This is a genomic window from Kitasatospora sp. NPDC054768 (assembly GCF_053612025.1).
Window position 1 is genome coordinate 32704 of record NZ_JBSHBN010000065.1, and the last position, 13461, is coordinate 46164.

The following is a 13461-nucleotide window of genomic DNA, read 5'->3' on the forward strand; positions in this document are numbered from 1 at the left end:
CCATGCGCGCCCCGGCCCCGACCGGGCAGGCTGGCCCCATGCAGACTGCGCCGACACCCGCCGGACCGGGCCCGGTCGCCGCCCTGGTCCTGGCCGCCGGGGGCGGGCGGCGCCTGGGCGGGCGGCCCAAGGCACTGCTCCGGTACGGGGGCCGGCCGCTGGTGGAGCACGCGGTGGCGGTGGTCCGGGCCGGCGGCTGCGCGGACGTCACGGTGGTGCTGGGCGCGCAGGGCGGGCGGGTGCGGGCCACCGCGCACCTGCCGGGCTGCCGGCTGGTCGGCAATCCGGACTGGGCGCAGGGCATGGGCTCCTCGCTGCGGGCCGGCCTGGCCGCCCTGCCGCCGCACGCCACGGCGGCGCTGGTGATGCTGGTGGACACCCCGGGCGTCACCCCGGCCGCGGTGGCCCGGCTGCTGGCCGCCCACCGGGCGGGCGCCGAACTGGCCGCGGCGGCCTACGGCGGGCGGCGCGGGCACCCGGTGCTGATCGGTGCCCGGCACTTCGCCGAGGCGGCGGCGGGCGCCCGCGGCGACGCCGGGGCCCGCGCCCTGCTGGCGGCGCACGCGGCGGAGCTCGTCCTGGTCGAGTGCGCCGACGTCGCCACCCCGGACGACCTCGACACCCCCGCCGACCTGGCCCGCTGGTCCGCCGGGTGAACGTCCCGGTCCGGCCCGCCGGACATCCCCCTCGGGGAGGATTCCGCCCCCACCCGAGCGGGCAGGATTCCCTGATCCGTCCCTGAGGATTGCCTCATTCCGCGCCCGGCGCCGGACATTTCGGGGAGCATGGGAAACGTCCCACCCACCCGCCCCCGACGGACGGAGCCCGCGATGGCCGGACTGCCCGACGACTTCACCGGACACGACCCCACGCGGCCGGGGCCGGGCGGTGGCGCCCGGGCGATCCGCTGCCCCGCCTGCCGCCGCGAGCACCTCTACGAACCTCCCTCCCTCCCCTGCCCGTGCGGGGCCTCGCTCAAGGTGCCGCTGCTGCGCGGCGGGGTGCCGGTGCAGGTGCGCTTCCGGTCCTGGGAGGACTCCTGGCTGAGCATGCGCTGCCCGCACTGCGGCCGCTCCGACCAGTGGCCGCAGCCCGAGTTCACCTGCAACTGCGGCGCCACCGTCCGGCTGCCGGTGGACCGCGCCACCCGCCTGGGCGGCGGCACCGCCGCCCCGCTCGCCGCCCCCGGCCCGCAGGCCGCCCGCCCGTACCCGGCCCACCCGATGAACGCGCCCGCCCCGGCCCCGCCCGCACCGCCCTCGGCCGGCCGCCCCCGCCCGTTCCGCCACCGCGCGCCGTTCCGCCCCCATCCGGTGCGCACCTCGCAGGACGCGGTGTTCACCGCCGCCCGCTACCTGGAGTGGCTGGGCTTCGACGACCTGGAGCTGACCGAGGCCCAGGAGCGCGACGGGGTCACCCTGCTGGGCAGCCGGATGGTCGCCCAGGTGGACACCTGGACCGAGCCCGCCGACGTGAAGTCGGTCGAGTGCCTCTGGCTGCAGACCCTGCACGCCGAGGAGATGGCCGCCGCGATGTTCACCCTCGCGGGTTATTCGCACCAGGCCACCGTGCGCGGCGAACAGCTGCTGGTCGCCCTGTTCAGCCTGGACCTGGCGGGTGTGCCGCAGCCCGCGAACGGCGCCGCCGAGGCCCTGATGGAGACCGGCTGGACCTCCTGACCCACCGGGCGGCCCGCCGGGCCGCCCCCACCTCCGCCCCCACCTCCCCCTCCCGTGTCTCCTCCGGCGTCTCCTCCCGTGCGCACCCCTAGATCATTTTTCCTCCAAAAGCAACAACCTTCGCTCGTGATCTGGTGCACAAGCTCACCCCCGTGTTGAATTGCGGCCACAGCGCGGGCCTTTCGCCCTGTCGTCGCCATGCGTGCGGGTCGTGGCGGCAGGGCCTCAGGGGCAGGTCCGCGCGCTTGCCGGATGGCGCACACAAGGAGGTGGCGTTGTCGGAGCACGGATGGAACCCGAGCGGCCCGGAGGAGCGGGGGCGGGCGGCAGCGGAGGAACCGGGCGACACCGTGTGGCGGCTGAGGTCCCGGGGGTGCTGGCAGGAGGCCGCCGAACTGCTGCGGCCGCCCGCCGAGCACGACCCGGAAGCGGCCCTGGGGCGGGCCGAACTCCTCATCGAGCAGTGCCTGTTCACCGCGGCGCACTGGACCCAGGCGGAACAGGCGCTGCGCCTGGCGGAGGCGCTGGCCTCCGGCACCGAGCAGCGCGCGGCCGCCGCCTGCGCCCGCGGCTTCCTCGCGTACGTGGCGAGCGTGCTCGGCCCGCGGGACCGGCTGGACGAGGCGCAGGCCGCGCTCGGCCGCACCTCGGCGCTGCTGCCGCCGGACGCCCCGGGCCGCCCGCTGCTGGACTTCCGGCGCGGACTGGTGGCCGAGAACCTGCTGCGCGACCGCAGCGCCGCGTGGATCGCCTACCGCCGGGCGCACGAGGGCGCCGGCGAGCGCGGGGACGAACTGCTGCGCTCGTACACCTGGCGGCACCTGGCCGCGCTGGCGCTCTCGCGCGGGGACCGCGGGAACGCCCGGGAGGGCTTCGAGGCCTCCCTGCGGCTGCGCGAGCAACTCGGCTTCACGGTGGGGGTGGCCCCGGCGCTCGCGGCGCTCGCCGAGGTCTCCGAGCCGCCCGAGGCCGCGCGGCTGCGGGCCGAGGCGGCCCGGCTGGTGGCCGGCCTGGGCGGGGTGCCGGTCTGGCTCGCGCGCCAGTTGGCCGCCTCCCGTGCGCCGGGGCCTCCCTCGGACGGGCGCATCACGAGCGAGACTGGAGGAACAATCAGCTAAGGTGAGGCTAACCTGGCCGGGGGGAGCAGTACCCCGGCCAGGTCGCCTTGCCGTTCCCCGGGCACCGCCATGCCCCGGTCCGGCCGCGTCCGACGGCCCGTGCCGCCGGGCACCGCCGGGCGGACCATGGGCGCCCCGGTCGACCCGATGGGGCCGCCCATGACCGCGAGCAGCACCCGGCCCGGCCCCAGGCCGCGCGTCCCCCGCACCACCGGGGCGCGCACCGCCGTCCCCGCCCCCGCTCCCGCCACCCCGGGCGCCCCCTCGTACCACCGGCTGTCCGGACTCACCCCCGTTCTGACGGTGCGCTGCGCCCCGCCCCGGCGCCGCGACGGCTGGCTGCCCGCCGCCGACCTGGCCACCCGCCCCGAGGCGGTGCGCGAGCTGATCGCCCACGACGCCCGGCGGGGCCTCGCCCGCTACGGGCAGCCGCTGCGCCCGGACGTCGCGGCCGGCTTCGGGCTGCACCGCTTCGTCTGGCCGGTCTCGCTGCTGTTCACGCTGCCGTGGTTCCTGGAGCGGCGCGTCCCGCTGCTCACCCTGCGGGACGTCGCGCTGCGCAGGCGCCCCGACGCGGTCGAACTGACCGTCCGCGCGGCGGAGTTCGCCTGCCTGCCGGAGGACCCGGCAGCCGGAGCCGGGCAGGCCCGGACGGTGCCGGACGAGCCGGCGCTGGCCGCCGCCCTGCGGTCCGCCCTGGGCGCCTTCCTGGCCCCGGTGCTCACCGCCTTCGGCCCGGAGGCCCGGCGCGGACCCCGGGTGCTCTGGGCGATGGCCACCGACGCGGTGGTGGAGGGGCTCTGGTACGCGGGCGGGCTGCTCGGGGAGCGGGAGCGGGCGCGGACCGAACTGACCGCGCTGCTGGCGCCCGGCGGGGCCCTCGACCCCGCGCGCACGCCCGGCGCGGACGACCGTCCCGCCCCGGCCCCGGCGCCCTTCACCCCGGGCGCCGGTTTCGCGCCCCCGGCGCTCGGTGCGGAGAGCGCCCCACCCCCGGACCGGTCCCGGGCCAGTTGCTGCCTCGTCTACACCGCCGATCCGAGGGACATGTGCGGCGGCTGCCCGCGCGTCACGCGGCGTTGACGAAAAGCCGTTCGACTTCGGGTTAGAAAAGCCCGCCATTCCTGGAAAAACCCACGTCGCATTCCTATGACCATGCGATGGTCACCGGGTCAGAAATCCCTCTCCTCAGCGCATTGACGGCGAATCGGCCATTCCTCCGCGCGGAATCCGCCATGATGGTCCCCGCCATCACGGCGCAGGAAAGCGACGCAGGAAAGCGAGGCCGGTTCCGGCGATGAAATTGTCCGACATACCGCTCGGATGGGCGATCACCGTGGTCGTGGGGCTGCTGGTCAGCGCACTCCTGGTGGCCCTGCTCCGCAGCCGGGGGGCCACCTCCTCCACCGCCGGCCCCGATTCCTGGGAACGTTCCGAGGAACGGCGCCGCCGCAAGGAATCCCTGTACGGCGGCGCCTCCTACACCCTGTTGTTCTGCTGCGCCGGCGTCGCGGCCGCCCTCTCCTTCCACGGCCTGGTCGGCTTCGGCGTACAGAACCTCGGCCTGTCCGGCGGCTGGGAGTACCTCGTCCCGTTCGGGCTCGACGGCGCCGCGATGTTCTGCTCGGTGCTCGCCGTCCGCGAGGCCAGCCACGGCGACGCGGCGCTCGGCTCCCGGCTGCTGGTCTGGCTCTTCGCCGGCGCCTCGGCCTGGTTCAACTGGGTGCACGCCCCGCGCGGGCTGACCCACGCCGGCGCCCCGCAGTTCTTCTCCGGCATGTCCCTCTCGGCGGCGATCCTCTTCGACCGGGCGCTCAAGCAGACCCGCCGGGCCGCGCTGCGCGAACAGGGCCTGGTCCCCCGCCCGCTGCCGCAGATCCGCATCGTCCGCTGGCTGCGCGCCCCGCGCGAGACCTACGCAGCCTGGTCGCTGATGCTGCTGGAGAACGTCCGCAGCCTGGACGAGGCGGTCGACGAGGTGCGCGAGGACAGGCGGGAGCGCACCGTCGAGAAGCAGCGCCGCAAGCTGGCGGGGCGCCGGGAACGGGCCGAGATCCGGGCGATCAACCGCTCCAACAGCGCCTGGCGGCGCGTCGGCGGTGCGACGGCACGGCGGCTGGAGTCCGGCCCGGAGCCCGCCGTGGCCGCCGCGGCCCCCGGAGCGGGGCGTCCCGGAGTGGAACGGTCCGCGGCGGAACGGGTCCGGGCCGAACGGCCCGGGGTGGAGCGGGCCGCCGCGCCGCGCGAGGTGGAGCCGGCCGAGGGCGCGGTCGTCCAGCCGGGCCTGCCGGCGCGTCCGGAGCGGCGCACCATCGACCTCACCATGGAGGAGGACACCGTCACCCTGCCCCGGCTGGACTCGCTGGAACGCAAACTGAAGGACCTGGAGCAGCAGTTCGGCTGATCCCCTCCGGCCCGGTCCCCCCGGGCGGCGCGCCGCCTCCCCGGGGAGCCGGAACCGAACGGGTGGTCAGGCCGCTGCCGCCGCCGTCCCGCTGAGTTCGAACCACATCCGCTTGCCGGTGCCGCGCGGCTCCACGCCCCAGGAGTCCGCGAGCGCCTCCACCAGCATCAGCCCGCGCCCGGAGGAGGCCTGCTCCCCCGGCGTCCGGCGGGTCGGCCAGAGGTCCGACTCGTCCTCCACCTCGACCCGCAGCCGGGCCCGGCCGCCGTCCGCCTCCGGCTCCCGGTAGAGCCGGGCGGTGAACATGGCGTCCCGGTCGGTGTGCCGGATGGCGTTGGTGACCAGCTCGGAGGAGAGCAGCTCGGCGGTGTCGATGAACTCGGCCACGCCCCAGCGGCGCAGCGCGTCGCGCAGTTCGGCCCGCACCTCGGCCACCCGCGCCAGGTCGGCCTGGCCGATCCGGCGGCGCAGCTGCTGGGCGGTCAGGCCGCCGGCCGGGCCGTCCCAGCGCAGGAGCAGCAGCGCTATGTCGTCCTCGCGCTCGCTGGAGTCGGCGGCCTGGGAGGCGATCCGGTCGGCCAGCTCCTCCAGCGGGTCGCGGGCGGCCTGCGCGGCGTCCGGCAGCGGGCGGGCGAGCGCCCGGGTGAGCCGGGCGATGCCCTCGTCCAGGTCCATGCCGCGCGCCTCGACCAGGCCGTCCGTACAGAGCAGCACGGTCTCGCCCGGGTCCAGGCTGAACCGGGTGACCCGGTACTCCTGGTCCGGGTCGATGCCCAGCGGCAGCCCGCCGGCCACCGGCACCACGGCGGCGGTGCCGTCCGCGCGGCGCACCACCGGGTCGAGGTGGCCGGCCCGGACGGCGTAGACCACGCCGTAGTCCACGTTGACCTCGGCGTAGGCGCAGGTCGCGAAGTGGTCGGTGTCGAGGTCGGCGAGGAAGCGCGAGGCGCGGGCCATCACGGCGGCGGGCGGGTGGCCCTCGGCCGCGTAGGCGCGCAACGCGATCCGCAGCTGGCCCATGATCCCGGCGGCGTGCACGTCGTGCCCCTGGACGTCGCCGATCACCAGACCGACGTGTCCGCCGGGCAGCGGCACCACGTCGTACCAGTCGCCGCCGATCTGGAGGCCGGAACCGGCCGCGAGGTAGCGCACCGCCGTGGTCACGCCCGGGACGGACGGGACGGTGCGCGGCAGCATCACCCGCTGGAGGCCGGCCGCCAGCTCGTGCTCGGCGTCGTGCAGCCGGGCCCGGGCCAGCGACTGGGCGACCAGCCCGCCCAGGGTGGTGAGCAGGGTGCGCTCGTCCGCGTCGAGCTCGCGCTCGTCGTCGAAGCTGACCACGCACACGCCGATCGCCCGGCCGCTGGCCACCAGCGGCAGGTACGCCCAGGAACCCCGGCCGCTGCGGCTGGTCGGCTCCCACACCTCGGGGTAGCCCTCGCGGAACTCCTCGCGGGTCGAGACGAAGACCGGCGTACGGTGGCGCAGCGCCTCGGCCGCCGGGTGCCCGGGCGGCAGCACGGTGCGGTCCCAGACCGCCAGCGTGTCGGCGCGGTAGCCGGAGGCCCCGAGGATCTGCGCCCGGCCGGCCTCGAAGGAGGCCAGCACCAGGCCGTCCGGCGGCAGCCCGGGCAGCGGCAGCTCGGTGAACACCCGGGCCACGTCACGCACGGTGACGGCTTCGGAGAGGGCGCGCGCCGCCTCCTTGATGAACCGGGAGCGCTCCTCGCGCAGCAGCGCCATCCGGTCGGCGTGGTCCCGCTTGTGCAGCTCGACGGTGGCGTCCCAGACGAAGCCGACCATCCGGGAGGCCCGGCCGAAGGCGTCGGCGAGCACCCGGCCGCGGAAGCGCACGGCGCGCATGCCGCCCTTCGCCCCGACCGTGCGGTAGTAGGCGCCGCACTGGCCCAGCTCGGCCACCGCGCGCTCGACCCGGCGGCGCACCACGGGCGCGTCCTCGGGGTGCAGCAGGGCCAGGAAGGAGGCGGCGGTGCGGTCGAAGCGCCCGTGCTCCAGGGCGTCCAGTCCGACGATCGTGCAGGCCCGCTGGTCGCCCTCCAGGACGTCGCGGCGGATGTCCCAGTCGAAGGAGCCGATGCCGTTGGCCGCCATCGCGGGCTCCAGCCAGTCCGGCATGGTGTCCGCGGAGGACGGCGGCAGTCCGCCCGACAGCACGGGCGCCAGCCGGGCGGCGGCGAGGCTCGGCGACGGGCGCACCGCGGAGCCGCGGCGCGTGGTCTGGGCGGGCGGCCGGGCCCGGCCGGTCCCGGTGGTGGTGGCGCCGGCGACGGGCCGCCCGGGAGTGCGCGGCTCCGGGGCGCCCGGCTGCTCGGCGACGCGCGGCTCGACGGCCCGCTGTCCGACCGCTCGCGGCCCGGCGGCTCTCGGGTCGGCGGTGCGCGGCTCCACGCTTCGCGGCTCCACGCTTCGCGGTTCCACGGTTCGCGGCTCGACGCCGGGCGCCGCGCCGGGAGGAAGTGCCGGCCCCGGCGACTCGGGCTCAGTGGGCATGCTGCTCCTGCCGCTGCCGTGGCGGACCGCGCCGACCGTCCGGACGGGCCGCATGGCGGTGTGATGGGTCGTGCTGGATAGGACGGTGCGACGGACGGTGGCCAGTCGAGGTTCGGTCTCCCCGCTGCTTCCCGCCACGTGGACACACATTCCCACCATCCTGGCCAATGTTCGGCCGAGCGGCAATGCCAACGGGCCGGAAACCTTCCGTTCCGCCTTCTGTTCCGGGCTTCCTTCGACAGCGAATCAATCGATGGCGAACAATCGTACGACCCCGGTGACGGGCCCGGTGACGGGCCCGGTGACGGGCCCGGGGGCCGTCGGGCCGTGGCCGCGCCGATGCCGATGCCGATGCCGATGCCGATGCCGATGCCGAGAGACTGTGCCGGCGCCGGGGCCGGGATCAGGGCGTGGCGAGTTCGAACCAGGTGACCTTGCCGTCGCCGCGCAGCTGTACGCCCCAGGAGTCCGCGAGCGCCTCCACCAGCAGCAGGCCGCGCCCCGAGGTCGCGTACTCGGCCTCCGGATCGCGGCGGCGCCCGGGAAGTCTGCTGGTGCCGTCCTGCACCTCGATCCGCAGCCGGTGGTCCGAGTCGAGCACCGCGTCGAACACCGCGCCCGTGCCCGTGTGCAGCAGCGCGTTGGTGACCAGCTCGGAGGAGAGCAGCTCGGCGGTGTCGGACAGCTCCGGCACCCCCCAGTGGCTCAGCGCCGAACGCAGCCGCCGCCGGACCGCGCCCACCCCGACCAGGTCCGCCGGATCGAGCGTGAGGTGCAACCGCCGGTGCAGGGCACAACCCGGAGCCGGTGCACCCGGCAGGGTCGTCCCGGTGCTGCCGGTCGGCCCCTGGACCGGCCCGGACCGGTAGGCGTCGCCGGAACTCGTCCGCTGCCGCGGGAATCGCGACTGACCGTCCATCAACCCATGCCCCCGCCCTGAAATCCGGGCCCCCGCCTCCGGATCCCCCGCCGGCCGGGTGGCCCCCTCGTTCTGACCACTCATCCTCATGCCCAGTTGACGGCGTTTGCAACAGTGTGCGTCCGATCACGTGGGGTGAAAGGGGCACGGAGTGGTTCGCGTGATCCAACTGCCCGCGCCGGACAGGTTTGCGAAGCGCAGAGGCGATTTTCGAGGGCGCCGCCACCCGATCCCGCGCACACCCGGCGCCCGTACGGACCGCGCGCCCGACCGCGCGCCCCCGCCCCGCTCCGGCCGCGCGCCCGACCCGGGCGGCGGGTCTGCGCTCCGGGTCCGGGTGGCGGGTCCGGGTGGCGGTCCGCGGACCCGACCGGCCCGCCACCCCCGTCGCGCCCCTCACCCCCATCCCCCGCCCAGCAAGCCGAACCCCCGCGGAGCGGCAACGCTGGACAGGGCGGCCCGGTGCGGGTTCAATGACCCGAGATGTTTGAACGATGTTCTAACATTGCCCCAGACAGCCCCCAGGCCCCCCGAGCCGACCCCCTCCCCGGCGACCGCGAGCGAGGAACCGTGCGACTGACCCCCACCGAGCGGGACCGGCTGCTGATCTTCACAGCAGCCGAGCTGGCCCGCGCCCGCCGCGCCCGGGGCGTGCGCCTCAACATCCCCGAGGCCACCGCCCTGATCGCGGACGCCGTCTGCGAGGCCGCCCGCGACGGCCGGCGCCTGGCCGAGGCCATCGAGGCCGGCCGCTCCGTGCTGACCGCCGACGACGTCCTGCCCGGCGTGCCGGACGTGGTCACCGTCGTCCAGGTCGAGGCCGTCTTCGAGGACGGCACCCGCCTCGCCGTCGTCAACGACCCGTTCAAGGGCGTCGGCTCGCTCGGCGACGAGGCCCCCGGCGGCGCGCTGATCGGCGACGGAGCCGGCTACGACCCGGTCGAGGAGACACTGCTGCTCCCCGTGCACAACACCTCCGCGGTGCCGATCTCGGTCACCTCGCACTTCCACTTCTTCGAGGCCAACCCGCGGCTCGCCTTCGACCGCGCCGCCGCCTACGGCACCCACCTCGCGGTGCCGGCCGGCTCCTCGGTGCGCTTCGACCCCGGCGCCACCGTCGAGGTCGGCCTGGTGCCGATCGGCGGCGGGCGGGTCGCGATCGGTTTCGCGGGGCTCGTGGACGGCCCGCTGGACGCGCCCGGCGCGAAGGAGGCCGCCCTGGCGAAGGCCCGCGCCACCGGCTACCTCACCCACTTCGACGACGCGGAGGTCGAGTCGTGACGTCCATCACCCCGCACGACTACATCTCGGTGCACGGCCCGCGCGCCGGGGACCGGGTCCGGCTCGGCGACAGCGGACTGATCGTCCGCGTGGAATCCGACTCCCAGGCGCCCGGCGACGAGTTCCTGGCCGGCTTCGGCAAGACCGCCCGCGACGGCCTGCACCTCAAGCCCGCCGCGGTCCGGGACACCTGCGACGTCGTGATCAGCAACGTGCTGGTGATCGACGCGATCCAGGGCATCCGCAAGACCTCGATCGGCCTGATCGGCGGCCGGATCGCCTCGATCGGGCGGGCCGGCAACCCGGACACCCTGGACGGCGTGGACGTGGTCGTCGGCACCGGCACCACGATCGTCTCCGGCGAGGGCATGATCGCCACCGCCGGCGCCATCGACACCCACGTCCACCTGCTCTCGCCGCGGATCATGGAGGCCTCGCTGGCCTCCGGCGTCACCACCATCATCGGCCAGGAGTTCGGCCCGGTCTGGGGCGTCGGCGTCAACTCGCCCTGGGGACTGCGCCACGCCTTCAACGCGTTCGACGCCTGGCCCGTCAACATCGGCTTCCTGGGCCGAGGCTCGTCCTCCGACGAGGCCCCGCTGATCGAGGCGCTGGCCGAGGGCGGGGCGTCCGGCTTCAAGGTGCACGAGGACATGGGCGCGCACACCCGCGCCCTGGACACCGCGCTGCGGGTCGCCGAGGAGTACGACGTCCAGGTCGCCCTGCACACCGACGGGTTGAACGAGTGCCTGTCGGTCGAGGACACCCTGAAGGTGCTGGAGGGCCGGACCATCCACGCCTTCCACATCGAGGGCTGCGGCGGCGGACACGTCCCCAACGTGCTCAAGATGGCCGGCGTGCCGAACGTCATCGGCTCCTCCACCAACCCGACGCTGCCGTTCGGCCGGGACGCCCTCGGCGAACACTTCGGCATGATCGTCTCCGCGCACGACCTCAAGGTCGACCTGCCCGGCGACGCCGCGATGGCCCGCGACCGCATCCGGGCCGGCACCATGGGCGCCGAGGACGTCCTGCACGACCTCGGGGTCATCGGCATCACCTCCTCCGACGCCCAGGGCATGGGCCGGGCCGGCGAGACGGTGCGCCGCACCTTCGCCATGGCCGGCAAGATGAAGGCCGAACTCGGCCCGCTCGACGGCACCGGCTCGTACGGCACGACGGAGAGCGGCGACGACAACGAGCGCGTGCTGCGCTACATCGCCAAGCTCACCATCAACCCGGCCATCGCCCACGGCCTCGCGCACGAGGTCGGCTCCATCGAGATCGGCAAGCTCGCCGACATCGTGCTGTGGCGCCCGGACCACTTCGGCGCCAAGCCGCAGCTGGTCCTCAAGGCCGGATTCCCCGCGTACGGCGTGGTCGGCGACCCCAACGCCTCCACCGACCGCTGCGAACCGCTCGTCCTGGGACCGCAGTTCGGCGCCCACGGCGCGACCGCCGCCGACATCTCGGTGGCCTTCGTCGCCCAGGCCGCCGCCGACGGCGCGTACCTCGACCGGGCCGCCGACGGGCTGCCCACCCGCCGCCGCCGGGTCGGCGTCCGGGGCACCCGCGGCATCGGACCGCGCGACATGGTGCGCAACGCCCGCGTCGGCCACGTCGAGGTCACCGAGGCCGGGCTGGTCTCGCTCGACGGCTCGCCGCTGCGCTCCGAACCCGCGGACAGCGTCTCGCTCAGCCGCCTCTACTTTCTCTGACCCCCCGCGCTCCGACCCCCCGCGCCACGGCCCCGGACCTCTTGAGGACTCGATGACGACCACCCCCACGCCCGCCTCCCTCGGCTACCGGATGCCCGCCGAGTGGCACCCGCACGAGCGCACCTGGATGGCCTTCCCCACCACCAACCCCACCTTCGACGGCCCCGAGCAGCTGCACGCCGCCCGCCAGGCCTGGGCCGCCGTCGCCGACACCATCGTCGGGTACGAGCCGGTGACGCTGATCGTCAACACCGGTGAGACCGAGGAGGCCCGCAAGTACGTCTCCGAGCGGGTCGACATCGTCGAGCGCCCGCTGAACGACGCGTGGATGCGCGACATCGGCCCGTCCTTCCTGATCGACGGCAAGGGCTCGCTGGCCGCCGCCGACTGGATCTTCAACGGCTGGGGCGCGCAGTCCTGGGCCCGCTGGGACAAGGACCAGCACATCGCCGAGCACATCGGCGAACTGACCGGGGTGCGGCGCTTCGCCTCCCGGCTGATCAACGAGGGCGGCGGCATCCACGTCGACGGCGACGGAACGGTGCTGGTCACCGAGACCGTCCAGCTCGGCGAGGGCCGCAACGCCGACTGGACCAAGGAGGAGGTCGAGGCCGAGCTGCACGCCTTCCTCGGCACCACCAAGGCGATCTGGCTGCCGCGCGGACTCACCCGCGACTACGACGAGTTCGGCACCCGCGGGCACATCGACATCGTCGCCTCCTTCGTGCGCCCCGGCGTCGTGGTCGCCCACGTCCAGCCCGACCCCTCGCACCCGGACCACGAGGTCTGCCGCGAACTGGTCGCCGTGCTGCGCGCCTCGACCGACGCCCGGGGCCGGCCGCTGGAGGTCGTCGAACTGCCCGCCCCCACCGTCCTGCTGGACGAGGACGGCGAGCCGGTCGACTACTCCTACATCAACCACTACGTGGCCAACGGCGCGGTCGTCCTGTGCGCCTTCGACGACCCGCGCGACCAGGAGGCCGCCGCCATCCTCGCCGAGGCCTACCCGGGCCGCACCGTCGAACTCGTCGACGCCCGCGAGATCTTCGCGAACGGCGGCGGCATCCACTGCATCACCCAGCAGCAGCCGAAGGCACTCTGACGCCCCGTCCGGGCGGGGGCCCCGCGCCCCCGCCCGGACGGCTTCCGAGGCCCCGTTCCACCGAGGAGACCCGCACATGGCCGACCCCCGCCCGCGCCGGCCGGCCCGCCCCCGCGAGGAGGTCTTCGCCACCGCCCGGGCCGCGATCGCCGAACACGGGCTCGCCAAACTCACCATGGCCGGGCTCGGCAAGCAGCTCCGGATGAGCGCCGGGCACCTGCTCTACTACTTCGGCAGCAAGGACCAGCTGCTGCTGGAAACCCTGCGCTGGAGCGAGGAGCAGCTCGGCGCCCGCCGCCGCGAGGCCCTCGCCGACCGCACCCTCGACCCCTGGCAGCGCCTCGACGCCTACCTGCGCCTCTACCTGCCGGAGGGCGCGGGCGACCCGCGCTGGATCCTCTGGGTCGAGGTGTGGGGCCGCTCCCCCGCGAGCGCCGAGATCCGCCAGGGCCAGCAGGAGATCGAGGCCCCCTGGCACGCCGACCTGGTCGCCCTCATCGAGGAGGGCGCCGCCGCCGGCCACTTCACCCCCGGCCCCGCCGCCGACCGCGCCCTGCAGATCCGCGCCCTGCTCGACGGCCTCGCCGTCCCCATCGCCATCGGCCTCCCCGGCGCCCACCGCCCCGCCGCCCTCACCCAGGCCACCGCCGTCACCGGCATCCTCCTGCGCACCTGAACCCGCCCGCGGCTCCCGCCCGCGGCCGCGCGAGAAGTCGGCCTGGCCGACTT

At 75.5% G+C, this 13461-nt stretch carries 11 protein-coding genes; 9 read left to right on the plus strand and 2 right to left on the minus strand.

Features of this window, described 5'->3' with window-relative positions; genetic code table 11:
* Nucleotides 1–38: 38 nt before the first annotated feature.
* From ACWGKU_RS20705 to ACWGKU_RS20725, 5 genes are all read left to right on the plus strand, one after another.
* Nucleotides 39–656 carry a nucleotidyltransferase family protein gene (locus ACWGKU_RS20705; protein WP_452177254.1) on the plus strand — a complete coding sequence of 206 codons (618 nt, stop codon included), beginning with the start codon at nucleotides 39–41 and terminating at the stop codon, nucleotides 654–656.
* Between the two features lie 174 nt (nucleotides 657–830).
* The gene (locus tag ACWGKU_RS20710) at nucleotides 831–1679 is read left to right on the plus strand and encodes a hypothetical protein (RefSeq protein ID WP_359908005.1); all 849 of its coding nucleotides are present in this window, start codon (nucleotides 831–833) and stop codon (nucleotides 1677–1679) included.
* 275 nt (nucleotides 1680–1954) lie between these two features.
* On the plus strand, nucleotides 1955–2797 hold the full coding sequence (locus ACWGKU_RS20715; RefSeq protein WP_401054453.1) for a hypothetical protein: 843 nt from the start codon (nucleotides 1955–1957) through the stop codon (nucleotides 2795–2797).
* A gap of 159 nt (nucleotides 2798–2956) precedes the next feature.
* On the plus strand, nucleotides 2957–3880 hold the full coding sequence (locus ACWGKU_RS20720) for a (2Fe-2S)-binding protein (protein ID WP_401054451.1): 924 nt from the start codon (nucleotides 2957–2959) through the stop codon (nucleotides 3878–3880).
* A gap of 214 nt (nucleotides 3881–4094) precedes the next feature.
* Nucleotides 4095–5201, plus strand: coding sequence for a DUF2637 domain-containing protein (locus tag ACWGKU_RS20725; RefSeq protein ID WP_452177255.1), 1107 nt, complete (start codon nucleotides 4095–4097; stop codon nucleotides 5199–5201).
* Between the two features lie 66 nt (nucleotides 5202–5267).
* Here ACWGKU_RS20725 and ACWGKU_RS20730 read toward each other — a convergent pair whose 3' ends face one another.
* Together ACWGKU_RS20730 and ACWGKU_RS20735 are read right to left on the minus strand one after the other, a co-directional pair.
* Nucleotides 5268–7610, minus strand: a complete 2343-nt coding sequence (locus ACWGKU_RS20730; RefSeq protein WP_452177256.1) for a SpoIIE family protein phosphatase — start codon at nucleotides 7608–7610, stop codon at nucleotides 5268–5270.
* Between the two features lie 505 nt (nucleotides 7611–8115).
* Nucleotides 8116–8490 carry an ATP-binding protein gene (locus ACWGKU_RS20735; RefSeq protein ID WP_401054655.1) on the minus strand — a complete coding sequence of 125 codons (375 nt, stop codon included), beginning with the start codon at nucleotides 8488–8490 and terminating at the stop codon, nucleotides 8116–8118.
* A 711-nt stretch (nucleotides 8491–9201) separates the two neighbouring features.
* Between ACWGKU_RS20735 and ACWGKU_RS20740 the strand changes: the two genes are divergently transcribed.
* The 4 genes from ACWGKU_RS20740 (at nucleotide 9202) to ACWGKU_RS20755 (ending at nucleotide 13408) form a co-directional block, all read left to right on the plus strand.
* On the plus strand, nucleotides 9202–9912 hold the full coding sequence (locus tag ACWGKU_RS20740) for an urease subunit gamma (RefSeq protein WP_401055214.1): 711 nt from the start codon (nucleotides 9202–9204) through the stop codon (nucleotides 9910–9912).
* Nucleotides 9909–11630: an urease subunit alpha gene (locus tag ACWGKU_RS20745; protein WP_452177257.1), complete on the plus strand. Its 1722-nt coding sequence runs from the start codon at nucleotides 9909–9911 to the stop codon at nucleotides 11628–11630. The genes ACWGKU_RS20740 and ACWGKU_RS20745 overlap by 4 nt, the downstream gene beginning before the upstream one ends.
* Nucleotides 11631–11682: 52 nt before the next feature.
* A complete protein-coding gene (locus tag ACWGKU_RS20750) occupies nucleotides 11683–12732 on the plus strand; it encodes an agmatine deiminase family protein (RefSeq protein WP_401056518.1) in 1050 nt (349 codons plus the stop codon).
* A gap of 76 nt (nucleotides 12733–12808) precedes the next feature.
* Nucleotides 12809–13408, plus strand: a complete 600-nt coding sequence (locus ACWGKU_RS20755; protein WP_452191512.1) for a TetR/AcrR family transcriptional regulator — start codon at nucleotides 12809–12811, stop codon at nucleotides 13406–13408.
* Nucleotides 13409–13461: the final 53 nt, after the last annotated feature.

Excerpts from the sequence above, each read along its gene's own strand:
- ACWGKU_RS20705 (WP_452177254.1), top strand. The coding sequence starts at position 39 with ATGCAGACTGCGCCGACACCCGCCGGACCGGGCCCGGTCGCCGCCCTG.
- ACWGKU_RS20710 (WP_359908005.1), top strand. The coding sequence starts at position 831 with ATGGCCGGACTGCCCGACGACTTCACCGGACACGACCCCACGCGGCCG.
- ACWGKU_RS20720 (WP_401054451.1), top strand. The coding sequence starts at position 2,957 with ATGACCGCGAGCAGCACCCGGCCCGGCCCCAGGCCGCGCGTCCCCCGC.
- ACWGKU_RS20725 (WP_452177255.1), top strand. The coding sequence starts at position 4,095 with ATGAAATTGTCCGACATACCGCTCGGATGGGCGATCACCGTGGTCGTG.
- ACWGKU_RS20750 (WP_401056518.1), top strand. The coding sequence starts at position 11,683 with ATGACGACCACCCCCACGCCCGCCTCCCTCGGCTACCGGATGCCCGCC.
- ACWGKU_RS20755 (WP_452191512.1), top strand. The coding sequence starts at position 12,809 with ATGGCCGACCCCCGCCCGCGCCGGCCGGCCCGCCCCCGCGAGGAGGTC.